The 26,216-nt window shown below is 65.2% G+C and carries 23 protein-coding genes; 7 read left to right on the top strand and 16 right to left on the bottom strand.

Annotated features, from left to right (window positions below; translation table 11 throughout):
- Window position 1 precedes the first annotated feature (1 nt).
- Together FLL57_RS08025 and FLL57_RS08020 are read right to left on the bottom strand one after the other, a co-directional pair.
- Window positions 2-991, bottom strand: a complete 990-nt coding sequence (locus tag FLL57_RS08025; RefSeq protein WP_142882616.1) for an MBL fold metallo-hydrolase — start codon at window positions 989-991, stop codon at window positions 2-4.
- Window positions 992-1,080: 89 nt separating this feature from the next.
- Entirely contained in the window at window positions 1,081-1,608 is a 528-nt protein-coding gene (locus tag FLL57_RS08020) for a DedA family protein (RefSeq protein WP_013502727.1), read from the bottom strand.
- A gap of 455 nt (window positions 1,609-2,063) precedes the next feature.
- Between FLL57_RS08020 and parE the strand changes: the two genes are divergently transcribed.
- The 3 genes from parE to FLL57_RS08005 all read left to right on the top strand — a co-directional run bounded on the left by parE (window position 2,064) and on the right by FLL57_RS08005 (window position 5,899).
- Window positions 2,064-4,115 (top strand): DNA topoisomerase IV subunit B, encoded by a 2,052-nt coding sequence (parE, locus tag FLL57_RS08015; RefSeq protein WP_047309453.1) that lies wholly within the window; start codon window positions 2,064-2,066, stop codon window positions 4,113-4,115.
- A gap of 125 nt (window positions 4,116-4,240) precedes the next feature.
- Window positions 4,241-4,444 carry a hypothetical protein gene (locus tag FLL57_RS08010; RefSeq protein WP_013502729.1) on the top strand — a complete coding sequence of 68 codons (204 nt, stop codon included), beginning with the start codon at window positions 4,241-4,243 and terminating at the stop codon, window positions 4,442-4,444.
- Window positions 4,445-4,462: 18 nt separating this feature from the next.
- Window positions 4,463-5,899 (top strand): DUF6880 family protein, encoded by a 1,437-nt coding sequence (locus tag FLL57_RS08005; protein ID WP_142882615.1) that lies wholly within the window; start codon window positions 4,463-4,465, stop codon window positions 5,897-5,899.
- Between the two features lie 27 nt (window positions 5,900-5,926).
- On the opposite strand, the gene FLL57_RS08000 is transcribed toward FLL57_RS08005, so the two are convergent.
- Both FLL57_RS08000 and FLL57_RS07995 read right to left on the bottom strand, forming a co-directional pair.
- Window positions 5,927-7,441, bottom strand: coding sequence for a caspase family protein (locus FLL57_RS08000; RefSeq protein WP_013502731.1), 1,515 nt, complete (start codon window positions 7,439-7,441; stop codon window positions 5,927-5,929).
- A gap of 178 nt (window positions 7,442-7,619) precedes the next feature.
- Entirely contained in the window at window positions 7,620-9,305 is a 1,686-nt protein-coding gene (locus FLL57_RS07995; protein ID WP_142882614.1) for a methyl-accepting chemotaxis protein, read from the bottom strand.
- Between the two features lie 327 nt (window positions 9,306-9,632).
- On the opposite strand from FLL57_RS07995, the gene FLL57_RS07990 reads away from it, so the two are divergent.
- The 3 genes from FLL57_RS07990 to FLL57_RS07980 all read left to right on the top strand — a co-directional run bounded on the left by FLL57_RS07990 (window position 9,633) and on the right by FLL57_RS07980 (window position 13,503).
- A complete protein-coding gene (locus tag FLL57_RS07990; RefSeq protein WP_142882613.1) occupies window positions 9,633-10,649 on the top strand; it encodes an AraC family transcriptional regulator in 1,017 nt (338 codons plus the stop codon).
- Between the two features lie 274 nt (window positions 10,650-10,923).
- Window positions 10,924-12,333, top strand: a complete 1,410-nt coding sequence (locus tag FLL57_RS07985) for a DEAD/DEAH box helicase (RefSeq protein WP_013502734.1) — start codon at window positions 10,924-10,926, stop codon at window positions 12,331-12,333.
- 102 nt (window positions 12,334-12,435) lie between these two features.
- Window positions 12,436-13,503 carry a GGDEF domain-containing protein gene (locus FLL57_RS07980; RefSeq protein ID WP_080964225.1) on the top strand — a complete coding sequence of 356 codons (1,068 nt, stop codon included), beginning with the start codon at window positions 12,436-12,438 and terminating at the stop codon, window positions 13,501-13,503.
- 4 nt (window positions 13,504-13,507) lie between these two features.
- Here the strand turns inward: FLL57_RS07980 and FLL57_RS07975 are convergent, their stop codons facing one another.
- The 12 genes from FLL57_RS07975 to FLL57_RS07920 form a co-directional block, all read right to left on the bottom strand.
- Window positions 13,508-14,026, bottom strand: a complete 519-nt coding sequence (locus tag FLL57_RS07975; RefSeq protein WP_047309467.1) for a TfoX/Sxy family protein — start codon at window positions 14,024-14,026, stop codon at window positions 13,508-13,510.
- Between the two features lie 82 nt (window positions 14,027-14,108).
- Window positions 14,109-14,585 (bottom strand): RidA family protein, encoded by a 477-nt coding sequence (locus FLL57_RS07970; RefSeq protein WP_047309451.1) that lies wholly within the window; start codon window positions 14,583-14,585, stop codon window positions 14,109-14,111.
- A complete protein-coding gene (locus FLL57_RS07965) occupies window positions 14,582-15,685 on the bottom strand; it encodes an NAD(P)/FAD-dependent oxidoreductase (RefSeq protein WP_013502738.1) in 1,104 nt (367 codons plus the stop codon). Before FLL57_RS07965 ends, FLL57_RS07970 begins: the two co-directional genes overlap by 4 nt.
- Before the next feature lie 5 nt (window positions 15,686-15,690).
- Complete coding sequence (goxA, locus tag FLL57_RS07960) at window positions 15,691-17,655, bottom strand: CTQ-dependent glycine oxidase GoxA (protein WP_142882612.1); 1,965 nt, start codon at window positions 17,653-17,655, stop codon at window positions 15,691-15,693.
- Window positions 17,656-17,809: 154 nt separating this feature from the next.
- Entirely contained in the window at window positions 17,810-18,181 is a 372-nt protein-coding gene (locus FLL57_RS07955; protein WP_013502740.1) for a HesB/IscA family protein, read from the bottom strand.
- A 129-nt stretch (window positions 18,182-18,310) separates the two neighbouring features.
- Complete coding sequence (locus FLL57_RS07950) at window positions 18,311-18,727, bottom strand: VOC family protein (protein ID WP_142882611.1); 417 nt, start codon at window positions 18,725-18,727, stop codon at window positions 18,311-18,313.
- Between the two features lie 7 nt (window positions 18,728-18,734).
- Complete coding sequence (locus FLL57_RS07945) at window positions 18,735-19,103, bottom strand: SUF system Fe-S cluster assembly protein (RefSeq protein ID WP_013502742.1); 369 nt, start codon at window positions 19,101-19,103, stop codon at window positions 18,735-18,737.
- Window positions 19,100-20,347 (bottom strand): cysteine desulfurase, encoded by a 1,248-nt coding sequence (locus tag FLL57_RS07940; protein ID WP_142882610.1) that lies wholly within the window; start codon window positions 20,345-20,347, stop codon window positions 19,100-19,102. The genes FLL57_RS07945 and FLL57_RS07940 overlap by 4 nt, the downstream gene beginning before the upstream one ends.
- Window positions 20,344-21,657, bottom strand: a complete 1,314-nt coding sequence (gene sufD, locus FLL57_RS07935) for a Fe-S cluster assembly protein SufD (protein ID WP_142882609.1) — start codon at window positions 21,655-21,657, stop codon at window positions 20,344-20,346. The genes FLL57_RS07940 and sufD overlap by 4 nt, the downstream gene beginning before the upstream one ends.
- A 23-nt stretch (window positions 21,658-21,680) precedes the next feature.
- On the bottom strand, window positions 21,681-22,439 hold the full coding sequence (gene sufC / locus FLL57_RS07930; RefSeq protein ID WP_013502745.1) for a Fe-S cluster assembly ATPase SufC: 759 nt from the start codon (window positions 22,437-22,439) through the stop codon (window positions 21,681-21,683).
- 134 nt (window positions 22,440-22,573) lie between these two features.
- On the bottom strand, window positions 22,574-24,070 hold the full coding sequence (sufB, locus tag FLL57_RS07925; RefSeq protein ID WP_142882608.1) for a Fe-S cluster assembly protein SufB: 1,497 nt from the start codon (window positions 24,068-24,070) through the stop codon (window positions 22,574-22,576).
- An 83-nt stretch (window positions 24,071-24,153) separates the two neighbouring features.
- Window positions 24,154-25,326, bottom strand: a complete 1,173-nt coding sequence (locus FLL57_RS07920; RefSeq protein WP_142882607.1) for a cysteine desulfurase family protein — start codon at window positions 25,324-25,326, stop codon at window positions 24,154-24,156.
- A 236-nt stretch (window positions 25,327-25,562) separates the two neighbouring features.
- Here FLL57_RS07920 and FLL57_RS07915 point away from each other — a divergent pair, with 236 nt between their 5' ends.
- Window positions 25,563-26,210: an alpha/beta hydrolase gene (locus FLL57_RS07915; protein WP_013502748.1), complete on the top strand. Its 648-nt coding sequence runs from the start codon at window positions 25,563-25,565 to the stop codon at window positions 26,208-26,210.
- The last annotated feature ends 6 nt before the right edge of the window (window positions 26,211-26,216 follow it).

Raw genomic sequence — 26,216 nt, 5'->3', positions numbered from 1 at the left:
GTCAGATTACTGGACTCCATGGCGCCGGCACCAGCCGGTAGCCGTCGCCGTCCTTGGCGACGTGGCCCATCGCCGGGAACGGGAAATGGAAGCCCTGCACCCGCATCTTCTCGGCGGCGAGCATGTCGTAGGTCTTGCGGCGGGTGGTCTCGGCCATCGCCGGATCCTGATCGAACATCAGGTGCCAGCCCGGATGCGCGACGAACAGCGCCGGCAGATTGGTGACGTCGGACTGGATGAACACCTTGTCCGATCCGGACGACAGCACGAACGAGGTGTGCCCCGGGGTGTGGCCACGGGTCTCGACAGCCAAAAGGCCCGGCGCGACGTCCTTGCCCCACTCGTAGGGCGTGACCTTCTTGTTGAGCCCGGTGTCGAACACTTTTCGCGCGGTCTGAAACACGCTCTGCATCCGCCCCGAAGGCGCGCGGCTCATCTCGCCGTCGTCCATGAAATATTTCCACTCCGCCGCCGGCACCAGCACCTCGGCGTTCGGAAACGCCGGCTTGCCGGAGGCGTCGAGCAGGCCGTTGATGTGGTCGGCGTGGAAATGCGAGATCACCACCAGATCGACCGCCTTCGGATCGAACCCTGCAGCCGTCACGTTGCTGGCGAACTGGCCGACATTGCCCTTGCTGGACGCGAACGCGCCGGGACCGTTGCCGGTGTCGACCACCACCAGCTTGCCGCCCGTGTTGATCACCAGCGGCGCGAACTGGATCGAAACCTTGTCCTTCGGCAGGAATGAGGCTTCCAGCGCTTCGCTGACCTCGTCTTTCATGACGTTGATGACGAAGCCGTCGGACAGCGGGAAGGTGTTGATGCCGTCGGAGATCACGTTCACCTGGGCGTCGCCGACCCGGTAGCGATAAAAGCTCGGGGCCTGCTTGTCGGCGACCGGCGCCGCCGCATGGGCGGGCATGCTGCGCAGCAACGGTGTGGCTGCAAGCGCGGCGCTCGCAGTGAGGGCGTGACGTCGGGTCAGGTCCATGGCGTGTCCTCGCTGATGATTGGCCGCTCAGTCTAGGCGGCAAGCGATGGCAGGATCACGTCATGACGCGCATTTGATCGAGCCGTCGGCTAGGTCCGCAGCAACCAGCCGACCCCGATCGACAGCCCGTCCCCGAACAGCAGCAGCACCGCCGACCACACCAGCGCCGACAATACGTTGGCGATCTGGAACTGCCAGTACGGCATTTCGAAGATACCGGCCGCGAGCGGCACCGAGGCGCGCAGCGGCCCGAAGAAGCGGCCGATGAAGATGCTCGGCACCCCCCATTTCTGCACGAAATCCTCGCCCCGCGTCAGCAGCCCCGGGAACTTCGACAGCGGCCAGATCTGGGCGACGCTATTCTTGTACCGATAGCCGAACCAATAGGACACCCAGTCGCCCAGCGCAGCCCCGGCGGCGCCGGCGATCCAGACCGGCCAGAAGCTGATACCGGAGGCACCGACCAGCGCCCCGATCGCCACCAGCGCCCCCCAGGCGGGAACCACGAGGGAAATGAAAGCGAGCGACTCCCCGAACGCCAGCGCCAGAACCACCGGCGCAGCCCACACCTGATGCTCGCGCACGAATTCGATGAGGCCGCGAAATGCTTCGTCCATTGTCCTACTGATCTGCAGGCGCCCCTGCCGTGGGGTCACGAGGCTGTCGCATCGCACGACCAACGCACGCCCGACAAGCTCAACCAGCCGTGACGGATTGCCCGGGGCGGTCGGCAGACCAGACCCAAATGGCCTGAATGCGGCGGTCTGCCCCGGAAGCCGCTCGATCCTGCGTTTCGGACGCCGCTCTGCACGTCATACCGCCGCGCCCTGTCCGCAGACGGTGTCATGGGATGGCGTCCGGCCCCTGGCTGGCCTTCCCAACGCCCGCCCGCCGGCCTATATGCGCCATCCGGCGATCCGCCGCACCGGCGGCACGATCGGAAGGCCGTCGCCGCCGGGCGTCGCCGGCCGTCACCACCGGCGGCCTTCCATGGCATAGTTGCTTCCAGCGATTCGCGCGGAGCGGTGAGCTGGCGCGCCCCCTAAAGATCTCAGGACCTCTTTCAAGACTCATGGCCAAGGCATTGAAGGCAAGCTCGAAATCGAAATCCGCCAGCGACCTGTTCGGGGCCGCGCCGAAGTCCGCCGCGCCTAAACCGGCGGCGAAGCCGAGCGGCGCTGAGGACGGCTATACCGCCGCGGACATCGAGGTGCTGGAGGGGCTGGAGCCAGTCCGGCGCCGCCCCGGCATGTATATCGGCGGCACCGACGAGAAGGCGCTGCACCATCTGTTCGCCGAGGTGATCGACAACTCGATGGACGAAGCGCTGGCCGGCCACGCCACCTTCATCGAGGTCGAGCTCGCTGCCGACGGCTTCCTCACCGTGTCCGACAATGGGCGCGGAATTCCGGTTGATCCGCATCCGAAATTTCCGAAGAAGTCGGCGCTCGAAGTGATCATGTGCACGCTGCACGCCGGCGGCAAGTTCGACAGCAAGGTGTACGAGACCTCGGGTGGTCTGCACGGCGTCGGTGTCAGCGTCGTCAATGCATTGTCGTCGCGTCTTGAAGTCGAAGTGGCGCGCAACCAGCAGCTCAGCCGCATGGTGTTCGAGCGCGGCCATCCCAAGGGCAAGCTGGAGAGTCTCGGCAAGGTCAACAACCGCCGCGGCACGCGCGTCCGCTTCAAGCCTGACACCGAGATCTTCGGCGCCAAAGCCGCGTTCAAGCCACAGCGGCTGTTCAAGATGGCGCGGTCGAAGGCGTATCTGTTCGGCGGCGTGAAGATCCGCTGGAAGTGCGATCCCGAACTCCTCAAGGGCATCGAGGACGTTCCGGCCGAGGATGAATTTCATTTTCCCGGTGGCCTGAAGGACTTCCTCGGCGCGGCGATCCACAACGACACCCTGGTGCACCCCGACATCTTCGCCGGCAAAGCCGGTCGCAACGGCGCCCATGGCGCCTGCGAATGGGCGGTCGCCTGGACCGCCGATGCCGACGGCTTCCTGTCGTCGTACTGCAATACCGTGCCGACGCCCGACGGCGGCACTCACGAGTCCGGCCTGCGCAGCGCTCTGCTCCGCGGCCTGAAGGACCACGCCGAGCGCGCCGGCCAGGGCAAGCGCGCCTCGTCGATCACCTCGGAAGACGTCATGGTCGGCGCCGCGATCATGCTCAGCGTGTTCGTGCGCGAGCCGGAATTCCAAGGCCAGACCAAGGACCGCCTCGCCACCGCCGAAGCCCAGAAGATCGTCGAGCAGGCGATCAAGGACCCGTTCGACCACTGGCTGTCGGGCAATCCGGTGCAGGCCAACAAGCTGCTCGACTTCGTCGTCGAGCGCGCCGAGGAACGGCTGCGCCGCCGCCAGGAAAAGGAAATCTCGCGCAAGACTGCGGTGAAAAAGCTGCGGCTGCCCGGCAAGCTCGCGGACTGCACCTCGACCGCGGCCGAAGGCTCCGAACTGTTCATCGTCGAGGGCGACTCGGCCGGCGGCAGCGCCAAGCAGGCGCGCGACCGCAAGACGCAAGCTGTGCTCCCCTTGCGCGGCAAGATTCTCAACGTCGCCTCCGCCGGCAAGGACAAGGTGGTGGCCAACGCCCAGCTCTCCGACCTGATCCAGGCGCTCGGCGCCGGCACCGGGGTGAACTACCGCGAGGAAGATCTGCGCTATTCGCGCATCATCATCATGACCGACGCCGACGTCGACGGCGCCCACATCGCCTCGCTGCTGATCACGTTTTTCTACCGGCAGATGCCGAAGCTGATCGACGAGGGCCACCTCTATCTCGCGGTGCCGCCGCTGTACCGCCTGACCCACGGCGCCAAGACGGTGTACGCCCGCGACGACGCCCACAAGGAAGAGCTGCTGAAGAAGGAGTTCAACGCCAACGCCAAGGTCGATGTCGGCCGCTTCAAAGGCCTCGGCGAGATGATGCCGGCGCAGCTCAAAGAGACAACGATGGATCCGGCCAAGCGCACTTTGCTGCGCGTCGTGCTGCTCGCCGACGACCGCGACGGCACCGCCAATTCGGTCGAACGGCTGATGGGCACCAAGGCCGAAGCCCGCTTCGCCTTCATCTCCGAAAAGGCCGAGTTCGCCAGCGAGGAGATGCTGGACGTCTAGCGCGCTTCCCTGCGCTCAGGTGCTTCCGGCGGATGAGCCGACGGCAACATCCGTCGACCAGATGGTCGTTCAGCGGCGGCAAGTGTCTGTCGACTTTCGCGGGCCTTGTGCCGGGCGGAGAAACCGTGCCTAATTCTCGTATGCGCACACTGTTTCTCATCATCGGTGTCATCGCCCTGCTGGTCGGCTTGGTCTGGACCGGCCAGGGCGCCGGCCTCATCCAGTGGCCGGCCCAGAGCTTCATGATCAACCAGTCGCAGTGGATGTGGTACGGCGCCTCGACCGCGTTCGGCGGGCTGTTGCTGATCTTCATTTCGCGACGGTCGTAGCCGCCGGACGCGTCGACCATGGCGCCGAAATCAACGTTGACGGCTCGCCAATTGGAAGCACTCGGGGCGCCGCGTCTGGCCGAACTGCTGTTGGAGATCACCGCCAACGACGCTCCGGCGAAACGGCGGCTCAAGCTGGAGATCACGGCCCTCACCTCGCCGAAGGCGGTCGCCGGCGAAATCGGCAAGAGGCTGGGCCAGATCGCCCGCGCGCAAAGCATGCTGGAGGGGCCCAAAGTCAAGGAACTCGCCGCGGACCTGGAGACGCAACGTCGCACGATTATCGACCATGTCGCCGCCAATGATCCCGCGGCGGCACAGGATCTGATGTGGCAGTTGGTCGACATGGCCGACGATGTCTTGCAGCGCAGCGACGACAGCAACGGACGCCTGTTCCCGATCTTCGTCGATGCGATCCGCGATCTCGGGCCGCTCGCAAAAGCCGCACAGTCAGATCCGATTGCCTTGGCCGAACGAGCTTTCAAGGCACTCGAACAGAGCCCCTACAGCATGGACGAGGATCTGATCGAGTCGCTTGGCCCGGTGCTCGGGAGCGCCGGTCTGGACCATCTGAAACAACGGCTGATCGAGCTGTCCAAACAGCCTGTGCAAGTGCCTCCCGACCAAGACCGAACGGTGATCGGTTTGGGATCAGGGGGCCCGATCTACCTCGATCAGATCATGTCCTCCCGCCGTGAACGGATGATCGCCGCGAGCCTCCGAACCATCGCCGACGTCCAGGGCGACGTCGACTCCTACATTGCCCAGTACAGCATCGAAGCGCGGAAGAGTCCCGGCATTGCCGCGGAGCTCGCACGGCGGCTGCTGGCGGCCGGTCGCGCCGACGAGGCACTGCGGATCGTGGACGATGCCAAATCGCATCCATCCAGATTTCCCAATTTCGACTGGGAGGATGCGCGGATCGAAGTCCTCGACGCACTGGGCCGGCGTGACCAAGCGCAGGCCGCGCGGTGGTCTTGTTTCGAGCGGTTCCTGAGCGTCGAGCATCTGCGCGCTTATCTCAAACGCCTACCGGATTTCGACGACGTCGAAGCCGAACGACGCGCGCTGGACTATGTCGAGCGGTTCGATCATGTGCTGCCGGCTCTGGCCTTTCTCGTGGCATGGCCCGCGCTGGATCGCGCCGCCGGACTGGTGACCCGGCGCGCGAGAGAACTCGACGGCAATCACTACGAATTTCTTTCCCCGGCAGCCGATGCGCTCGCCGGCAAATATCCGCTCGCCGCGACGCTGGCGCTGCGGGCGATGATCGACTTCACCTTGATCCAGGGCCGCTCAGCCCGCTACCGCCATGCCGCGCGGCATCTGTTGGAATGCGAGAGCCTGTCCGGCGCGATCTCGGACTTCGGCGGCTTCGACAGCCACGTCACCTACAAGACTCGCCTGCGAGCGGAGCACGGCCGCAAGACCGGCTTCTGGAGCCTTCTCTCGTGAGACGGGACCGGCGCGGCGACGTCGCAACTACTTCCGAAACGTCTTGATCTCCGACACGCTGCCGTCGCGATAAGTCAGCTCGACCGAAACCGACGTCACGTTCGGTGCCAGCTTCAGATACGGCTGCGCGCTGCTCGGGATCGCCACCGGATCGCGCATGTCGCAGGCCGGCATCGTCAGCACCTTGTCCGGCACCGCGCTGTCGATGCCGATCCGCACTTCACGGATTGCGCAGCGATACGACAACAGGTGCGTGTAGTACACGAGCAGGCCGTTGAACTGCCGGAACGACAGCCAGCTCGTCGCGGTCATGTCGAGGATCTTGCGCTGGTCGCGCAGCAGCGCCGCCTCCGGTTCGAACTTGATCGGGAACGGCCCCTGCATCTCGCCTTGCGCATCGATATAGCGCAGCTCGATGGTGCCGGCCGGCGCGTCGGCAGGAAGCTGGATCGACGGGTTCGGCATCCGCTTGCGGGTACGCGGATCGAGCGCATCGATGAACCCGGTTTCGCGGAACGCACCCTCGCCGATCCGCCACGAGATACCGAGCGCCGGATCGGCGATCGAGAACGATACCGTCCAGCCGCCATTGTGCCGGGAGAAGCTGGCGATCGGCGCATTCAGCGCCTCCGCGGCCGGCGGCTTCAGCGGCGCCACCGGCGGCAGCGCGGCGAGCTTCTGCGGCGGCTCGGCAGCGCCAGCGGCGGCCGTGCCCGGCTGCGGGCGGCCGTTCAGGAACACGTCGTCGACCATCTGGTCGAAATACACCGGCACCTGCTTGTGGCCGATCTGATCGGCCAGCTCGCTGACGGTGCGGCGGGTGCGCTGCGCCACTTGCACCAGGTTCTCGCCTGGATCGAGCAACTGCTTGACGAAGACGCGAGTGAACACCGAGTTCGGATTGCTGTCATTGTCCGACAGCCGATCGAGCGCGGTCTGCCGCGGGCCGGCCGAAAAGATCGAGAACACCCCTTCGGGCAGCGTGGTCATCGGCGCCAGCCCGCCGCGGCCGGCCAGCGCGCGCACGCCGCGGCGCTCGAACGGATTGTTGCGGCAGGCGTCGAGCACCAGGATCGCGGTGCGGGCGCCGCGGTTCTGCAGCCGGTCGACGATGCGGTCGGCCATGATCGAGGCGTCGCGCACCAGTTCTTCCTGGCCCTCGGTCGCGGCCGGCACGTCGGTCGGCAGCAGGAAGTTCTGCCCGGAGATCTCGAAGCCGTGGCCGGCGTAGAAGAAGAACGCGGTGTCGCCGGGCTCGATCGCCGTGTCGAACGCCAGAAGACTCTGGCTGAAGGCGGAGCGGGTCTGGTTTTCCGCCACCATCACCTGGAAGCCGAGCCTCTTCAGCGCGTCACCTATGGTTCGCGCATCATTCACCGCCTTCTGCAGTTTCGGCACATTGCGGTAGTCGTCATTTCCGATCACCAGCGCGACACGCTTGGCGGCCGATGCGGAGCCGGCGAAGAGCAGCGTCAGAACAATCGTGATGGCAGTCAGCGCCGCACCTGAGCGCCGCATGCCGGCCCTTCCGATCGATCGCATTCCAGTCCCTCGACGCGCTGCGGCCGGATCGCGCCGCATGCGCCATAGTCGACCAGAACGCGGACATGGTTCAACCGAAAAGGGCCGCGAGCAGCGGCCACGATCAGGCCCTCGGCGCAGACATTGGGATGCGGCGCCGAGGGCATTTCATCGCGACGACGAGAACGCTACGCGTGCATTATGCGGCGCGGACGGTCTCGAGGAACTTGCCGACTTCCATCTTGAGCCGGTTGCTGTCGTTGGCGAGCGACCGCGCCGCCGACAACACCTGGGTGGAGGCTGACCCGGTTTCATTGGCGCCGCGCTGGACATCGACCACGCTGGCGGACACCTGTTGAGTGCCTTGCGCAGCCTGCTGGACGTTGCGCGAGATCTCCTGCGTCGCCGCCCCCTGCTCTTCGACGGCGGAGGCGATCGTCGAGGCGATCTCCGACATCTTCGAGATGGTGGCGCCGATCTCGCGGATCGCGCTCACCGAGTCTTGGGTTGCGGTCTGGATGCTGCCGATCTGCTGGCTGATCTCGCCGGTGGCCTTGGCGGTCTGTTCGGCCAGCGCCTTCACTTCCGACGCCACCACGGCGAAGCCACGGCCGGCCTCACCGGCGCGGGCCGCTTCGATGGTGGCATTGAGCGCCAGCAGATTGGTCTGACCGGCGATGGTGTTGATCAGTTCGACCACGTCGCCGATCCGCGTTGCGGCCTGCGACAATTCCCCGACGCGCTCGTTGGTGCGCTGGGCCTGCGTTACTGCCTCATGGGCGATGCGAGCGGAATCCTGAACCTGACGACTGATCTCCGTGACCGACGAGGCCATCTCCTCGGTCGCCGACGCCACCGACTGGACGTTCGCCGACGCCTGTTCGGAGGCCGCAGCGACCGACGTCGTGACTTCCTGCGCGCGCTGCGCGCTCGAGGTCAGCGTGGTTGCAGATGCTTCCAGTTCGGTCGAGGCCGAGGACACCGCCTGAATCACTTCGCCCACCGCCGCCTCGAAGTGATGCGCGAGCTTCTCCATCTCCTGCTTGCGCTGCGCCGCAACGACACGGTCCTGATCGGCCTTGCTCGCCGCCTCCTGCCTGGCCTTCTCGGCGAGCATCAGCTTGATGCCTTCGACCGCGTTGGCGGTCTGGCCGATTTCATCGCCGCGCTCGGTGCCCGACACCTCGATGTCCTCGCCGCGAGCCATCGCCTGCAGATCCCCGACGAGCCGACCGATCGGACGCGCGATCCCGAATTGCACGATCACGAACGCCAGTGCCAGCACTGCGAGGAACCCGCCACCGACCAGCAACACCGTCAGCTTGATCGTGCGCGCGACATCGGCGGACGCAGAATGCGATCGTTCGCTCAGATCCTTGTCGAGTCGCGTGGTGATCGAGAACTGCACGTCACGCACGGCCTGGTTGTCATGCGCCATGTCCTTGACGAGGCGAAGCGCCAAAACGTTGTCGTTGGCCATTGCAGCTTTCTCGAGCGGGATGTACTTCTTCGTCATCATATCGTCGAACATCCGGCCGATGCGATCGAAGTCGGCTGCGAAGATCGGCAATCCCTTTTTCGCCTGTGCGACGAATTCGGTGAATTCCTTTTGGTTGGTCGCGACCTCCAGACCGAGACGCTGCATCTCAGCCTGGTCGGTTTCTGCGATGATCCGCCAGGTCAGGCGCCCGATATTGTACAGGCGGGCGTTGGCACGGAAGTTCGCCTTCATGCCCTGCACTTCGTTTTCGAGCATCGATGCGTAGCTGCGCTCGATCTCTCCCATCTTCGAAGCGGCGAACCAGACGCCGGCGCCCACCACCACACTGAGCAATATGAAACACGCGATGATCTTGTAGAGCAGTTTGACGTTCGAAAGCTGCATGGCAGATACCCCCAGCAAGAATGCACCGACGCGCGACACCGCACGCTCGATCAATTGGCCGATGTTGTTAGCGCCGACCGCGCCGGCTTCGGCTAGACTCGCGCCCCCGCGATGGCCGCGAGATACGCAAATCGATCGAACCGATCAGCATTCGGACGAAGGTGTCCCCGCACACACAACATCGATGATTGTCCGTATCAGGCGGCCGCTAATCGCGGGTAAGTACAAATTCGGTCAGTTAGGACAAAACCAGGAGACGGGTCGACAACGCCGGCACAACGATCGAAATAGTCGGAGCAAACCACCGGAGATCAGCGTGAGCTCGAGATGAAGTCGAAAGTCGTCGTTTCAGATTCAACACAGGAGTTGCTGCAGGATTTCCCGCTGGTACGGAGTCGCGATCCGGTGGAAGCGAGAGACATCTTGCGGCGCTACGGCGTCGACATGACCACCTCGAAGCCGAGCGACTTCTTCATGCGAACCAACCTCGCCGAACTTCCGCATATCGGTTTGTACTTCCTCCACAGCTCCGGAGCGACCCGGCTGCTGATACCGAAGCGGGAGATCGCCCTGGTGCAGCTTTGCCTGGAGGGCAACGCGCAGCTCTCGAGCGGCCAGCACCGCGTCGAACTGTCGCAAGGAGAAGCTTGTATCTGTTCGCCCGGCACCAGCGCCCAACTGGAATTCGGGCGAAACTCGCGACAATTGCTGCTGCGATTGCCGCAGCGCGTACTCGAACGCTCGATCGCATCGCTGCTCGGTTTCAAGCCGCGCCAACCGATCCTGTTCGACCCGGTGATCGCCAACGACCAACCGCGCTATCTCGGTTTCAGAGACCTCACGACGCTACTCGCATCGCGACTCGATGCGAAGTTCTCGGTCTGGCCGAGAAACGTCCTGCTGCATCTGGAGCAATCCTGCATCACTGCCCTGCTGTATTGCAGCCGGCACAATCTCGCGCACCTGCTCGATACCGCCGTGAACGACGATGTGCCGCGCTACGTGCGCACCGCGGAGCACTTTGTCGACAGCCGCTGCGACGAGGACATCAGCGTCGAGGACATGGCGCGTGTCGCAGGGGTGAGCATCTCGACACTCACCCGCGCGTTTCTCAAGCACCGCGGCTACTCGCCCTCGGCCTACGTCAAGCGGGCAAAACTCCAGCACGCCAAGAGGCTGCTGGAGAGCGGCGCCGCCAGTACGTTGATCGGGGTCGCACTGCGCTGCGGCTTCGCCAATCCAAGTCGCTTCGCCCAGGACTATCGCGACGCGTTCGGGGAATCGCCGACCGAAACACTGCGTCGCTGCCGGCCCGGGCGGGATCCCGATGCGCAGAAACATTAAGCCTTTGCAGCCGTTTCATGCGCGGGCGCATTGACTTTGGCCGATTCCGGCCTATGTTCCGGCCGTGATGCGGCCCGGTATTGCGTCAAGCGATGCCCCGATTGAGCCGCCTGTCCGTGATCCGACTTCCCCGTGCAAGATTGCTAGCCGCTCCGGGGTTGAGCGCGACAGTGGTTTTTCTAAGAATCCATGCGGCGGTTCGATCAAGTGGCGTGATCCCGAGTTCCGGCCGAAGGCACTAGGATCAGGCCGCGCCCCCGACAACAGAGGCTCGATGTCTTTTACCAATCTGGGACTTTCCACGAAGGTCCAAGCCGCCGTCGCCGCCGCCGGTTACGTTTCGCCCACCCCGATTCAGCAGCAGGCGATCCCCCACGTCCTTGCCCGCAGAGACGTCCTCGGGATCGCGCAGACCGGCACCGGCAAGACCGCCGCCTTCGTGCTGCCGATGCTGACACTGCTGGAAAAGGGGCGTGCCCGCGCCCGCATGCCCCGCACCCTGATTCTCGAACCGACCCGCGAACTGGCAGCCCAGGTCAAAGAGCAGTTCGACAAATACGGCGCCGGCCAGAAACTCAACGTCGCCCTTTTGATCGGCGGCGTTTCGTTCGGAGACCAGGATCTCAAACTGACCCGCGGGGTCGACGTACTGATCGCTACGCCGGGACGCCTGCTCGACCATACCGAACGCGGCGGCCTGCTGCTGACCGGCGTCGAGATGCTGGTGATCGACGAAGCCGACCGCATGCTCGACATGGGCTTCATTCCGGACATCGAGCGGATCTGCAAACTGGTCCCGTTCACGCGGCAGACGCTGTTCTTCACCGCGACGATGCCGACCGAAATTCGGCGGATCACCGAAACCTTCCTGCACAATCCCGAAAAGATCGAAGTCAGCAAGCCCGCCTCGACGGCGGTCACCGTGACACAGTCGCAGGTCCCATGTGGACGCGAACCTCACGAGAAGCGCGAGACGCTGCGACACCTGATCCGCGGCGCCACCGATCTGAAGAACGCCATTATCTTCTGTAACCGCAAGCGCGAAGTCGCACTGCTCGCCCGGTCGCTCCAGCGCCACGGTTTCAGCGTCGGCGCGCTGCACGGCGACATGGACCAGACCGCCCGAATGGCCGCGCTGGAAGCCTTCCGCAAGGGTGAGCTGCCGATCCTGGTCGCTTCCGATGTCGCCGCCCGCGGTCTCGACATTCCCGAAGTCAGCCACGTCTTCAACTTCGACGTTCCGCATCATCCTGACGACTACGTGCACCGGATCGGCCGCACCGGCCGCGCCGGCCGCGCAGGCACGGCCTTGACGATCGTCGCGCCGTCCGACCAGAAGTCGATGGCCGCAATCGAGAAGCTGATCGGCCAGGACATCCCGCGCGCGGAGGCCGCCCCATCGGTGGCGAGCGAAACCGCCGGCGAGCCGGAAACCGAACGCCCGGCACGGTCGCGGCGCGCAGCGGAAGGCCGCCATCGCGAGCCGCGGCGTGAGCCCCGTGAACCGCGCGAGCGCAAACCGCGCCGTGAACCGCGTAGTGCTCCGGCCGCTGCCCCGCCCGCGGCGCCCGCCGCCCATGCCGCATTCGGCTCCGCCCCGCCCGCCCGCGACACCTCCTCGGAGGCGGGGGACCACTCGCATTTGCCGGCGTTCCTGCTGCGCCCGGTGCGCGCGCGGGGCTGATGGGCGCTCGCGGCGGAGTTTACCGAGCCTTCACCGCGCCAGCCATACTCTCTCGCCGTTTCACGAAGATGCGTTGAAAAACGCCGATCGGAGGGGTGGCTCGTGGCCGCGCTGCAGGACGACCATGATCGCACCATGGCCTATGCCGAGGTGGCTCTTTCCCAAATCAAGAACCTCCGCCACGGCGCCGGACCTCGCAACTACGAGATCTGGTACACCTATGCGACCGGCCACAACCAAGAGCTGAATCGCGCAATCAACGACACGCTGGCGCATCGCGGCAGCCTGAGCGAGGCGGACCTCGACCAGCTCCACGATACCTATCTGTCGCAAGGCCGCGCCACCGATCGGATCGACCGGATCGGCGCACGCGTCGCGGGAGAGATCGACGACATCATGGCGATGCTCGCCGAAACCCTCGGCAGCACCGCCAGCTTCGGTGACGATCTCCACGGCGAAAGCCAGAAACTGTCGCTGGCGACCGACCACGACCAGATCAAGGCGATCGTCGAGCGCCTCGTCGTCACCACGCGCGAGATGCAGCAGACCAACAGCGCGCTGGAACAGCGGCTGTCGGCATCGAAGCAGGAGATCGCCAACCTCCAGCTCAGCCTGGAAGCGATCCGCAACGAGAGCCTCACCGACCCTTTGACCGGGCTCGGCAATCGCAAACATTTCGATCGTACCGTCCACGACGCGCTGCGCAGCGCCGCTGCGAGCCATCAGCCGCTGTCGCTCCTGATGATGGACATCGACCACTTCAAATCATTCAACGACACTTACGGCCACCTCACCGGCGATCAGGTGCTGCGCCTGGTCGGGCTCACTTTGAAGCAGAGCATCAAGGGCCAGGACTTCACCGCTCGCTACGGCGGCGAGGAATTCGCCGTGGTGCTGCCGAACACGCCGCTGCGCCAGGCAATCATCGTCGCCGACAACATCCGCCGGCAGGTGATGTCCAAGGAGCTGAAGAAGAAATCGACAGGCGAAATCCTGGGCCGCGTGACGCTGTCCGCCGGGGTGTCGACGCTGAAGCCGAACGACGACGTCGAATCCCTGATCGGCCGCGCCGACGCCTGCCTGTACGCGGCCAAGCGCAACGGTCGCAATCGCGTCGTGTGCGAGACCGACCCGGAACATTCGAACGATACCCAGGCTGCGGTGGCCTGAACACTCACCGAGGAAGCCGGCTGCGCTTCGGGGCGGCGGTCTTAGCCTTCTCAGCCTTAGCCTTCTCCGTCTTGGCTGTCGCAGCCTTGGCTTTCGCCGTCTTCGCACCAGCCTTCTTCACCGCCTTCGCGGCGGACTTCGCCTCGCGTTTGGCCGATGTCCCCGTCTTGATCGCCGCCTTTCGCGGCTTGCGGGCCGCCTTGGCGAGCGCCGCACGCTCGGCCACGGCGAAAGCGATCCTCGCCCAGTCGGCGAACTCCTCGGGATCGTCGAGCAGCCGCTCCGGCAGCAGCCAGTACGACCCCACCGTCACGGTCTTGTCGCGCGTATCATAGCGAAACGGACGGCTGCGCTCGGCCTCGAACCGGGCCGCGCCGTCCGCGTCGGTGCGTAGATAGATCGCATCCCGGATCACCAGCGCGAAGGTCACGCCGTCGGCGGAGACACCGAAGCCGGAGAACATCCGCCGGATCGTCACAGGGCCGAACGGCGAGAACAGGTCGGCGAGGAATTCGCGGTCCATGGCGACTCGCAGCGCTGACGGATCGGGCGGTGCGACCATACGCACCGCCGCTCAGCATAGCGGCGAAAGTGCCGGCTGAAGGCTATTTTTTCTCCGGCGCGTAGAACGTGCCGTCGATCTCGGCGATGTCACCCTGATCCAGCGCCGGCACCTGCAATACGGTGCGCGGCGGATACGGGCCGTCGCCCCAGATATCCTTCTGCACCTTGTTGACCACCGGCCGATACTTGGCGACGTCGGTGACGAACACCGTGAGGCGCACCGCATCCGATTTCGTCGCCCCGGCCGCTTCGGCCGCCGCCAGCATGTTGTCGAACATCCGCCGGATCCGGGCCTCGTCGCCGTCGACCATGTTGCCGGTGACGCGGTCGGTACCGCGCATGCCGCCGATGAAGACGAAGTCGCCGGCGCGCGCGCCGATGCTCCAGGTGCCACTCGGCGTGATGGTCTTGTCGGTCGGCGCAATGATCTTCACCGCGCTGGATTCGGCGGAAGCCAGGCCCGGCATCGCGACGGCAAGGGCAGCCGCCGCGAGCAGCGTGCGCAAAAAGTTGGTCATGGCAGTGTCTCCTCTTGAGGGTGGGACGATGCAGCGGGCCGGCGGCGTTGCCAGAACGGCGCATCGGCGAAGCGCGCTTCGGCGGCATACATCGCCTGCTGGGTGAAGAGATGCTGCGCAATCCCTTGCAAGTAATCGCGCTCATAGGCGTCGGCGCGCTCGCGCTCGCCGTCGGCGAGTGTCAATGCCGCCTCCGCGGCCGCCACCCCGCTCCACAGCGCGGTGGCGAGCCCGTTGGCACCAAGCGGATCGAGCGCCGCCGCAGCGTCGCCGGCGCGCAGGATGCGCCCTTCGATCAACCGGCTGGCCGTGACGGTGGCGGCGGGCGCGACCTGCGGCGGCTCGCACCCAGCGATCTCATCGAGACCAAGGCTGCGCAGCCGCGGTGCGATCGCGATCGTCGACGCAGCCAACTCGGTCCACCTGGCGCCATCTTGCGTCGCGCCGGGCGGTAACAGATCGGTGTCGGTGAACAGGCCGAGCATCATGCGGCGGCTAGGTAGCGGAGCCATGTACCACCAGCCGAGCGCAACTGCTTCGACCAGCGTCGCCGCAGCGGGCTCAGTCTCGTCCGGCAGGACCAGCACGCGCCACACCGCGACCAGCCGGTCGGTGCGGCGACGCCCCGCAGCGGTCCCCGACGACAACGCGGCGCGGCCGCTGCAATCGATCGCCGCGTCGGCGAACACGACGCGGCCATCTCCGAGTTCGATCACGACTCCGTCGCAGTGATGCGCCAGCATGGTCACGATGATCGCAGAACATTCGATCGCATCGCTCTGCAGCTTGCCGCGCATCCGCCGCTCGAATGCGGCGCGGTCGATGTGCCAGCCGGCCCCCTCGCCTGGCGCGGCACGGCGCAACTTCGCGTCGCCCCAGACCGAAAAACGGCCTTCGCTCATCACCGATGTTTCGTCGTCGAGCAGATCGGACCATTGCAGGTGATCCAGCAATCCCGCGGCCGCGGGTGACAACGTTTCGCCGCGGCTGATCACGTCACGATCGGGCGCGATCAGCAGCGGCCGTCGTCCGGCGAGCACCAGCGTGCGCGTGGCGGCCAGCGCCGCCACCCCTGCGCCGATTACGGCGATCCGGCCCATCAAGATCAGCGCGGTAGCGTTGGCGCCGCGATATCCATCGAACCGCGCTGCACCTCGACATAAAGTTGATCGGGCACACCGGGCAGCCCCTTCGGGCCGGGGCGGCGCACGACGACGCCCATCTGCGTCCAGAGCTCGATCATCCGGCGCAGGCCATCGGTGTAGCCGGCCTCGACGTGCAGCCCGATGCCGGCCGCGCCGCGCGCCCACGGCACCCGCGTGTGATAGAACCGCAGCCGTTCTTCTTCGGTCAGATCGGTGCGCATCATCTGCTGATAGAACGCCTCGGGCAGCACATCGACCGGCAGCAACGCCGGCCACCACACCGGTGTCGGAAAGCCGCTGGCGGTGAGCACGGCCTGGCAACTGAACGCATCGCCCTGCCACGGCACGCCCATCCAGCGCGTCAGATCGCCGGGCGCCTGCGGGCCGATCGGCCTGCCCTGATCCGGCTTGTCGGGATTGCCGGCAAACACGTTGACCGGGTTGAGCTGCAGCCCGACGTCCTGCGCCAGGCTCTTGCGGTTCGACAGCGCAATACGGAACGGCAGCCTGGTCTCGTTCGGGCCGCGATACAGCTCCTTGTGGCGGATCGGCCAGGTGATCTCGACGCCGGGATGGAACGCACCACCCGAACAGGCGTCGAGCGCGGCGCGTGTCATCGCCTCGGGGCGTAGTTCGATCGGCAGATCGTCGAGGAGGCGGACGGCGTCGGCGCTCTTGTCGGCGTAGTCGGCCTCGAACTTGCCGTCGGCCCACAATTCCAGCACGCGGTATTGCGGCCGAGTCAGTGCCAGCCAGGAATGCGCACTGTCCTGATAATTGACGCCGTCGCCGAGCATGATCGGAATGGCGTGATTGCGCTGGTCGGTGCCGTCGGGCCTACGGAAGGCATCGAACACCTTCTTGCGCTCGGCCCTCGCCTCCGCGCCCGGCTTTGCCAACATCTCGATCGTCGCCGGGTCCGACAGATCGCCGATGTCGTTCCACGCCGCGCCGAGGAACGAGGCTGCGGCAACCCACTGCATCGTGCCGGCACGGCGCAGGATCGGCAGCACGTCGCGGCGGAACGACACTTTGTCGGCCGGCGGCTTGATCTGACCGAGCGCGACCATCGCTTCGTGCGCGGCGTCGTACAGGGTCACGATAGGCTCGAGCTGCGGCGCAAATTTCGGCCCGCAGCACACCACCCAGGCTGGATCGCAATCGAGCTTTTGGCCGTCGACGGTGACGGTCGCCTTGACCCAGCCGTCGGCCCAATCGTCGTGCCAGCCGTCATTGTTGGTGAAATCGCGCACCGGATTCTGCGGCAGCGCGGTGCGCGACACGCCGTCCGCAGCAAATACCAGCAGGCGTCCCTTGTCGTCGGTGCGCAGATGGCCGAGCGAGACGTCGAGCGTCTGCCAGAACCGGCCCTTCATCCGATACTTGTCGTCACCGCCCTTGGGGTTGGTCGAGGCGCCGGCGATCTCCAGCTTGCCGGCGTCGATGCACAGCATCGCTTCGCGCTTGTCGGCGGCGATGAAGGCGTTGCGCTGCGCGCCGGGGACGCCAGGCGCGCTGTCGCCGCGATCCATCGCGTTGATGAAGCCGTACCAGGCCGCCTTGGTATTGGCGACGTGCACGCTCCAGGTCACGCCGTCGGCGGCATCGAGTTCGCGCACCACCCGGCCCTGGTCGTCGTAGCCGAACAGGCGGAAGCGCTGCACCTGTTTCTTGATCCGTCCCTGCTTGTCCTTGAAGCCGCCTTCGGGCTCGTCGAGCAGGCCCGGCACCTCCGGTGCCAGAAACCAGTCCTCGGCATTGCCGACGCGGGAGAAGCCGATCGCCGGAAAGATCGCGACCTTGGCGATCTTCGCCCCTTTCCGCGCCGCCGGTTCGGCGTGCAGGGAAGAGATTGCCGCCTTCGCCAGCAGCGGTCCACCGAGACCGACGGCTGCAGCTCCAAGCAGAAAATCGCGGCGCTTCATGGTGATCCTCCCCTGATCGTTTCACCCTTGGAGAGGTATTCACTTGCCGCCCCTTAAAGCGCACTTAATTCGCAGACGCAAATACCGCGCGGTAGCGTACCGCGCGCTCTGCACTTCTGACGGAATGTAAAGTTTGAATCAGATCCGATGGAACTCAGCCGTCGATCGAGGCCGGCTTCAGCTCCACGGACTCGCCGCAGCCGCACGCTGAGATCTGGTTCGGGTTGTTGAACACGAACTGCGCCTGCATCCTGTCGGCCTTGTAGTCCATCTCGGTACCAAGCAGGAACAACACCGCCTTCGGATCGACCAGGATCTTCACGCCCTTGTCTTCGATGACTTCGTCGTTCGGCTTGATATCGTGAGCGTACTCGACCGTGTAGGACTGCCCGGCGCAGCCGCCATTCTTGATCCCGACGCGCAGGCCGAGAATCTCGCTGTCGGCGCGGCCCATCAGTTCCTTGACGCGACCGGCCGCCGCGTCGGTGAGGCGCATCACTTGAGGCCGAGGACGTGCCGTAGCCATGGTGTTTCCCACTCCTGTTGCCGGGCCTGCCCGGAGACGTTCGCCGCTTCACCGGCGACCAGCCGGACCTTCAGATAGTTACGCAACCGCCACTTCGAAAGGTGCTACCACCTCGCGGTAGGATCGGGCCTAATGAATCGGCCAGACACCCGGCGTCACAAGTTCCAACAGATGGCGATCCGGATCACGGAAATAGATACTCGACCCGCCGCGCGGCCACTCCGTGCGTCCTTCGATCTCCACGCCATGCTCCGTCAGGCGCGCTTCCCATTCGCCGAGCCGGTCGCGATCGACCGACAGTCCGATGTGGACAGGTCCGCTGCCATCATGCGGCGGGATCGTGCCACCCGGCAGATGGACCGTCTCCAGCGTGCTGCCCCGCTTGAACAGCAGCAGCACGTTGCGGCTGCCCACGTCGAAAGCACAAAACCGCTGATCGCTCGTCATCGGACTCAGCAGCAGGACGTCCTGGTAGAAGCTTCGGGCGCGATCGAGGTCGTCGACATACAGCGCCGTTTCGATCACTCCGTTCAGACGCAGACCCAATCCGTCCTCACCACATATTCAGCACGAGCCGGGCTTCGTCGCTCATCCGCTCCGGCGTCCACGGCGGCTCCCAGACAATGTTGACGTTGACCACGCCGACACCGGGCACCGAGGCCACCGCGTTCTCGACCATGGTCGGCAGCTCGGCGGCCGCCGGACAGTTCGGCGTCGTCAGCGTCATGTCGAGGTCGACGGTGCGGTCGTCCTTGATCTCGACTTTGTAGATTAGTCCGAGTTCGTAAATGTCGGCGGGGATTTCCGGGTCGAACACAGTCTTCAGCGCGGCCACGATCTCAGTGCCGAGCCGCTCGGTCTCCTCCGGCGGCAGCGCCGAAACGGTCTGCATGTTGGCTTTGGCTTCGATCGTATCGGTCATGCGAACAGATCCCGCGCCTTGATCAGCGCACTGACGAGTTGGTCCACTTCCTCACGGGTATTATACATGCCGAACGACGCACGGCACGTTGCAGTGACTTGGAACCGCTCCAGCAACGGCATCACGCAATGGGTGCCGGCCCGGACCGCGATGCCCTGCCGGTCGATCACCGTGGCGACGTCGTGCGGGTGCGCGCCCTTCATTTCGAAGGAAATCACCGGGCCTTTGCCCTTGGCGCTGCCGATGATCCGCAGTGCGTTGATCTCGCGGAGCCGATCCTCGGCATAGGTCAAAAGATCGTGTTCATGCGCGGCGATCCGCTCCTTGCCGATCGAATTGACGTAATCGATCGCCGCGCCGAGTCCGACCGCCTCGACGATCGCCGGCGTGCCGGCCTCGAATCGATGCGGCGGATCGCCGTAGGTCACCCAATCCTGCGCAACCTCGCGGATCATCTCGCCGCCGCCGTTGAAGGGCCGCATCTTGGCGAGCACATCGTACTTGCCATACAGCGCGCCGATCCCGGTCGGGCCGTAGATCTTGTGGCCGGTCATCACATAGAAGTCGCAGTCGATGTCCTGGACATCGATCGCGAGATGCACCGCCGCCTGGCTGCCGTCGACCAGCACCGGAATGCCGCGGGCATGGGCGATCCTAACGACGTCCTTGACCGGAACGACCGTGCCGAGCGCGTTCGACATCTGGGTGATCGCAACCAGCTTGGTCTTGGCGGCCAGCAGCTTCTCGAACTCGTCGAGCAGGAAGTTGCCTTCATCATCGACCGGCGCCCACTTGATCACCGCGCCCTGGCGCTCGCGCAGGAAGTGCCACGGCACGATGTTGGAATGGTGCTCCATGATCGAGAGCACGATCTCGTCGCCCTCGCCGATGTTCGGCGCGCCCCACGACGACGCCACCAGGTTGATCGCCTCGGTGGCGTTGCGGGTGAAGATGATTTCTTCGGGCCGCTTGGCGTTGAGCAGATGCTGCACGCGCGTGCGCCCGCCCTCATAGGCCTCGGTGGCGGCGTTCGCGAGATAGTGCAGGCCGCGATGCACGTTGGCGTATTCGCTCTCATACGCCTGCGTCATCCGCGTCAGCACTTGACGCGGCTTCTGCGCCGAGGCGGCGTTGTCGAGATACACCAGCTTCTTGCCGTAGACCTCCAGCGACAGCGCCGGAAAGTCCTCGCGGACGAGGTCGACGTCGTAGCTGCCGTTGCTGACCGCCGGATGCGTACTCATCGCCTAGCCTCCAACCAGCGCACCGCAGCGGCGGTCACCAGCTCACGCAAATTATCGTCCGCGATCGCTTCGATCGCCTCGCCGACGAACGCCTGGATCAGCATCGCCTCGGCTTCCTTCTGCGGCAGGCCGCGGGCGCGCAGATAGAACAGCAAAGAATCGTCCAGCGCGCCCACCGCGGCGCCATGACCGCAGGTGACGTCGTCGGCGAAGATTTCGAGCTCCGGCTTGTTGTCGACCTCGGCCTCGTCGGACAGCAGCAGCGCCCGGGTCATCATCTTGGCGTCAGTCTGCTGCGCCGGCTGCCGGACATTGATCCGCCCCTGGAACACCGAGTGACCGCGATCGTCGCACACCGCGCGAAAGCCCTCGCGGCTGACGCAGTCCGGGACGTCATGGTTCATCACCAGCGTGGTGTCGGCATGCTGCTTGCCGTTGAGGAGATTGACGCCGTTGGTCTCGACCTTGGAATGCGAGCCGGCCACCGTCACCACCGCCTGATAGCGGCTGACGAGACCGCCGGTAGTGATGCCGAACGCGTTGAAATGTGCGTGCGCGCCGACCGAGACCGCCGCCGAGGTGATGTTGAATGCCTCGCGGGAGTCTTCGACGATCCGCACGTAGTCGAGACGGGCGTAGTCACCGACCGCAATCACAGCAGCATCGTGAACCTGATAGCTGCCGGCGCCCTCGCCCGCCACGTAGCTCTCGACCACCGTCGCCGCGGCGTCCTTGCCGAGCGCGATCCGCGACCGCGTGAACATCGCCACCGGCGCGCCACCGGAAGCGATGTGCAGGATGTGCAGCGGCCGGGCGAGCGTAGTGCCGTCCGCCACCTCGATGACGACGCCGTCGGTCATCAGCGCGGTGTTGAGCGCCACCATCGGATCGGCAGTGTCGAGCGACAGCACGCAGTCGTCGCCGCTCTGCAGCTCCGCGCGCAGGCTGCGGATCGATAAGCCGGCTTCAAGGCCGGCAAGGTCTGACAGGCCGGGCGCCAGCGCGCCGTCGACCAACACCAGGCGGCGGACGCCGGCAATCGCGTGCAGGCCGGCGGCGGCCTCGGCGCGGACCAGCGCGGACGCATCGGGCGCAGGCGCAACAGGCAACACCTCGCGCATCGACGCCCGCAAGTCGGTGTACTTCCAATCCTCAATCCGCCGATGCGGCAGGCCGATACGCTGAAAAACGTCGAGCGCCTGGCGGCGCGTCTCGTCGAGCTTACCGGCGACAGGCAGGCGGGCGCCGGCAGCGGCGAAATTATCGCTCGCTGTGTCCGGCTTTTCGGCTTTCACCACTGCGATGTTCATGGCCGTGTCCCGATCGGCGGCCGTCAGGCCGCTGCTTCCTGATACTGTGCGTAGCCGTTGGCCTCGAGTTCGAGCGCCAGCTCCTTGCCGCCGCTCTTCACCACCTTGCCCTTCGACATCACGTGAACGTAGTCCGGCACGATGTAGTCGAGCAGCCGCTGATAATGAGTGATCACCACCATCGCCCGCTCCGGCGAGCGCAGCGCGTTGACGCCTTCGGAGGCGATGCGTAGCGCGTCGATGTCGAGGCCGGAGTCCATCTCGTCGAGGATGCACAGGCTGGGCTGGAAAAGCGCCATCTGCAGCACCTCGTTGCGCTTCTTCTCGCCGCCCGAGAAGCCGACATTGACGCCACGCTTCAGCATCTCCTGCGGAATACCGAGCGAGCCGGAAACCTCACGCACCCGCTTGAGGAAATCCGGCGTCGACAATTCGTCCTCGCCGCGCGCCTTGCGCTGCGCATTCAGCGCGGTGCGCAGGAAGTTCATGGTGGCGACGCCGGGGATTTCGACCGGGTACTGGAACGCCAGGAACACGCCCTTGGCGGCGCGCTCGTTCGGCTCCATCTCGAGCAGGTTCTCGCCCTTGAACAGGATCTCGCCGCCGGTGACTTCATAGCCCGGCTTGCCAGCGATGACGTGGCTGAGCGTCGACTTGCCGGAGCCGTTCGGCCCCATGATGGCGTGGACTTCGCCTTGGTTCACGGTCAGCGTCAGCCCGTGCAAAATCTCGCGATCCGCGACGCTGACCTGGAGATTCTTCACTTCGAGCAATGCAGCCATAACGACCTTCCTGTTTGGCTCTCACCCTGAGGATCGGCGGCGGCGCGCGCCTCGAAGGATGAGTTGATATGAGTTTTTCGTTGCGGGTCCTGCGAGGCGGCCGCGGCGCGGCCACCTCGTGAATCTTGCCGGCCTTACCCGACCGAACCCTCGAGGCTGATCGAGATCAGCTTCTGGGCTTCGACCGCGAACTCCATCGGCAGTTGCTGCAGCACGTCCTTGACGAAGCCGTTGACGACGAGGCCGACCGCCTCTTCCTGGCTGAGGCCGCGCTGGATGCAATAGAACAGCACGTCCTCGGAGATCTTCGACGTGGTCGCTTCATGCTCGAACAGCGCCGAGGAGTTCTTGGCCTCGATGTAGGGCACGGTGTGCGCGCCACATTGGTCGCCGATCAACAGCGAGTCGCAGGCGGTGAAGTTGCGCGCGCCGGTCGCCTTGCGGTGGGCGGTGACGAGGCCGCGATAGGTGTTCTGCGACTTGCCGGCGGCGATGCCCTTGGAGATGATCCGGCTCGTCGTGTTCTTGCCGAGATGGATCATCTTGGTGCCGCTATCGACCTGCTGATAGCCGTTCGAGATCGCGATCGAATAGAACTCGCCGCGCGAATTGTCACCGCGCAGGATGCAGCTCGGATACTTCCAAGTGATCGCCGACCCGGTCTCGACCTGGGTCCAGGAGATCTTGGAATTGGCGCCGCGGCAGTCGCCACGCTTGGTGACGAAGTTGTAGATGCCGCCCTTGCCTTCCGAATTGCCCGGGTACCAGTTCTGAACCGTCGAATATTTGATCTCGGCGTCGTCCAGCGTCACCAGTTCGACCACCGCGGCGTGGAGCTGGTTCTCGTCGCGCTGCGGCGCAGTGCAGCCTTCGAGATAGCTGACGTAAGAGCCCTTGTCGGCGATGATCAGCGTCCGCTCGAACTGGCCGGTGTTGCGCTCGTTGATCCGGAAATAGGTCGACAGCTCCATCGGGCAGCGCACGCCCGGCGGCACGTAGACGAACGAGCCGTCGGAGAACACCGCCGAGTTCAGCGTGGCGTAGAAATTGTCGGATGTCGGCACCACGCTGCCGAGATATTTCTGCACCAGCTCGGGATGCTGGCGGATCGCTTCAGAGATCGGCATGAAGATCACGCCGGCCTTCTTCAGCTCTGCCTGGAACGTGGTCGCTACCGACACCGAGTCGAACACCGCATCGACCGCGATCTTCCGGCTCGGCGTGTCCGGTCCGCCCGGTGCCGGCTCGACGCCCTCGAGCAGCGCCACTTCACGCAGCGGAATGCCGAGCTTCTCGTAGGTCTTCAGGATCTCGGGATCGATCTCGTCGAGCGAGCCGATGGTCTTCTTCGGCTTCGGCGCGGCGTAATAATACAGATCCTGGAAGTCGATCTTCGGATAGGACACCCGCGCCCAGGTCGGCTCGGTCATGGTCAGCCAGCGGCGGTAAGCCTCCAGCCGCCACTGCAGCATCCAGTCCGGCTCGTTCTTCTTGGCCGAAATGAAGCGGACGATGTCTTCCGAAAGCCCCTTCGGAGCCTTCTCGGATTCGATCAGGGTCTCGAATCCATAGCGATATTGATCGACGTCGATCTGGCGGACCCGATCGACGGTCTCTTGGACGGCAGCCATATAAACCTCCGCTCACGGTTTCAAGGACCGCGGTGGATCTGCGAAAGACATGCTTACACGATCCGTCACGGGATGAAACCCTCTTAGAACCGTTCAAGCACTGTTTCACGATCCCTTTTAGCTAGGTTGCCTGTGAGCTTTATCCAAGCCTCCAGACAACGATCGATGTCGGATTCGCTACTCCACCAGCCGAGACTGATCCGTATTGCCGATCGTGCAAGTTCCGGACCGAACCCCATCGCCTCCAGAACGTGCGACGGCTGCACCTTGCCGGAGGAGCAGGCCGAGCCGGACGATACCGCGATTCCGGCCAGATCGAAGCCGATCACCGCCGTTTCGGCCCGGAGTCCTAGAACCGCGAACAGCGTGGTGTTCGGCAGGCGCGGCACGCCGGCGCAAACAATCACCCCTTCACCCGCGGAGATGTGTCGCAAGCCCGCCTCGAGCCGTGTTCGCAAACCTTCGATCCGGGCCATGTCGTCCGCCATCGCCGGGAGAGCCGCGGCCGCCGCAGCGCCGAAGCCCGCGATCCCGACCAGATTCTCGGTACCGCCGCGTCGCCCGAGTTCCTGCCCGCCGCCGCGCAGAACCGGCTCCAGTCCGGCGAGCTTCGGGCTCAGCACCAACGCGCCGACGCCCTTGGGCCCCCCGATCTTGTGTGCAGACAGCGACACAAGATCGGCACCGAGCTGCTTGATTCCGAATTGAATTTTGCTGAGCGCCTGGATCGCGTCGACGTGCAGCACGCCGCCCGCTTGATGCACAATCTCAGCCACTTCACGAATCGGCTGAAGAGCGCCGGTCTCGTTGTTGGCGAGCATCACCGACACCAGCGCCGGTCCCCCGTCAGCCAGCAAGGCGCGCAGGTGATCGAGGTCGAGCACCCCGTCGGTCGTCACCCGGATCTGGCCGACGCGGTCGGGCGGGAACCGGCCGCCGCTCAGAACGGAGGCATGTTCGATGGATGAAAGCAGCAACCTTTCAACAGGTTCCGCGCTGGTCCGGAGTTCCGGCATGAGCGCCAGCATGTTGGCTTCGGTGCCGCCGGACGTGAACACCACGTCGCGCGGCGCAGCTCCGACCATGGCGGCAACGTCCGTCCGGGCCTGTTCGAGCAGCCCGCGCGCCGCACGGCCTTCGGCGTGGACCGACGAGGGATTGCCGACGACATCCAACGCCGCCGCCATCGCCGCCTTGGCTTCCGGCCGTAACGGCGTGGTCGCATTCCCGTCCAGATACACTCGATTGACCGTCAAAGCGCTTCATTCCTTGTTCCGGGCCGGACCGCCGCACGCGCGTGTGCATCGCCGCCGGCGGCCACCCTGCTCAATATGCTTGCATTCGGCCCCGCGCTCCATGCTAGAACGCAGCTCCCCGTTTCCGCCGGCCGCCTGCCCCTTCCGCTCTGCGGCAGCCGGCGGCCGTTGCAGGCAGAAACCGCGCGCGCCCGGCGCGCCAGGCCGAATCCCACGATGTCGCGCAAGGATCCCTGATGCCCGAAGTTATTTTCACCGGTCCGGCGGGCCGACTTGAAGGCCGCTACCACCCGGCGAAGCAGAAGAACGCGCCGATCGCGATGGTGCTGCACCCGCATCCGCAGTTCCGTGGCAACATGAACCATCCGATCGTCTATCAGGTGTACTACGCCTTCGTCGCCCGTGGCTTCTCCGTATTGCGGTTCAATTTTCGCGGCGTCGGCCGCAGCCAGGGTTCATTCGACCACGGCACCGGCGAGCTTGCGGACGCGGCCTCGGCGCTCGACTGGGCGCAGACCATCAATCCGGAAGCGCGCGCCTGCTGGGTCGCCGGGTTCTCGTTCGGCGCCTGGATCGGCATGCAGCTTCTGATGCGCCGGCCGGAGGTCGAAGGCTTCATCTCGATCGCGCCGGAACCGAACCGCTACGATTTCTCGTTCCTGGCGCCGTGCCCGTCGTCCGGCCTGATCGTCCATGGCGAGAAGGACATCGTGGCTCCGGCCAAGGACGTCAACACACTGGTCGAGAAGCTGAAGACCCAGAAGGGCATCGTCATCGACCAGCAGACCATTCCCGGCGCCAACCATTTCTTCGAGGACAAGATGGAGCCGCTGATGGAGACGATCACCTCTTATCTCGACATGCGGCTCGCCAACGTCCGCTGATCGGAC

Origin of the sequence: Rhodopseudomonas palustris (genome assembly GCF_007005445.1) — a bacterium.
In the GTDB taxonomy this organism is placed as follows: domain Bacteria; phylum Pseudomonadota; class Alphaproteobacteria; order Rhizobiales; family Xanthobacteraceae; genus Rhodopseudomonas; species Rhodopseudomonas palustris_G.
The sequence above is the reverse complement of the archived record's forward strand: the minus strand, read 5'-3'. Positions and strand labels throughout refer to the sequence as shown.

Excerpts from the sequence above, each read along its gene's own strand:
- FLL57_RS08025 (WP_142882616.1), bottom strand. The coding sequence starts at position 991 with ATGGACCTGACCCGACGTCACGCCCTCACTGCGAGCGCCGCGCTTGCA.
- FLL57_RS08020 (WP_013502727.1), bottom strand. The coding sequence starts at position 1,608 with ATGGACGAAGCATTTCGCGGCCTCATCGAATTCGTGCGCGAGCATCAG.
- parE (WP_047309453.1), top strand. The coding sequence starts at position 2,064 with ATGGCCAAGGCATTGAAGGCAAGCTCGAAATCGAAATCCGCCAGCGAC.
- FLL57_RS08005 (WP_142882615.1), top strand. The coding sequence starts at position 4,463 with ATGGCGCCGAAATCAACGTTGACGGCTCGCCAATTGGAAGCACTCGGG.
- FLL57_RS08000 (WP_013502731.1), bottom strand. The coding sequence starts at position 7,441 with ATGCGATCGATCGGAAGGGCCGGCATGCGGCGCTCAGGTGCGGCGCTG.
- FLL57_RS07995 (WP_142882614.1), bottom strand. The coding sequence starts at position 9,305 with ATGCAGCTTTCGAACGTCAAACTGCTCTACAAGATCATCGCGTGTTTC.
- FLL57_RS07990 (WP_142882613.1), top strand. The coding sequence starts at position 9,633 with ATGAAGTCGAAAGTCGTCGTTTCAGATTCAACACAGGAGTTGCTGCAG.
- FLL57_RS07985 (WP_013502734.1), top strand. The coding sequence starts at position 10,924 with ATGTCTTTTACCAATCTGGGACTTTCCACGAAGGTCCAAGCCGCCGTC.
- FLL57_RS07975 (WP_047309467.1), bottom strand. The coding sequence starts at position 14,026 with ATGGACCGCGAATTCCTCGCCGACCTGTTCTCGCCGTTCGGCCCTGTG.
- FLL57_RS07970 (WP_047309451.1), bottom strand. The coding sequence starts at position 14,585 with ATGACCAACTTTTTGCGCACGCTGCTCGCGGCGGCTGCCCTTGCCGTC.
- FLL57_RS07965 (WP_013502738.1), bottom strand. The coding sequence starts at position 15,685 with ATGGGCCGGATCGCCGTAATCGGCGCAGGGGTGGCGGCGCTGGCCGCC.
- goxA (WP_142882612.1), bottom strand. The coding sequence starts at position 17,655 with ATGAAGCGCCGCGATTTTCTGCTTGGAGCTGCAGCCGTCGGTCTCGGT.
- FLL57_RS07955 (WP_013502740.1), bottom strand. The coding sequence starts at position 18,181 with ATGGCTACGGCACGTCCTCGGCCTCAAGTGATGCGCCTCACCGACGCG.
- FLL57_RS07945 (WP_013502742.1), bottom strand. The coding sequence starts at position 19,103 with ATGACCGATACGATCGAAGCCAAAGCCAACATGCAGACCGTTTCGGCG.
- FLL57_RS07940 (WP_142882610.1), bottom strand. The coding sequence starts at position 20,347 with ATGAGTACGCATCCGGCGGTCAGCAACGGCAGCTACGACGTCGACCTC.
- sufD (WP_142882609.1), bottom strand. The coding sequence starts at position 21,657 with ATGAACATCGCAGTGGTGAAAGCCGAAAAGCCGGACACAGCGAGCGAT.
- sufC (WP_013502745.1), bottom strand. The coding sequence starts at position 22,439 with ATGGCTGCATTGCTCGAAGTGAAGAATCTCCAGGTCAGCGTCGCGGAT.
- sufB (WP_142882608.1), bottom strand. The coding sequence starts at position 24,070 with ATGGCTGCCGTCCAAGAGACCGTCGATCGGGTCCGCCAGATCGACGTC.
- FLL57_RS07915 (WP_013502748.1), top strand. The coding sequence starts at position 25,563 with ATGCCCGAAGTTATTTTCACCGGTCCGGCGGGCCGACTTGAAGGCCGC.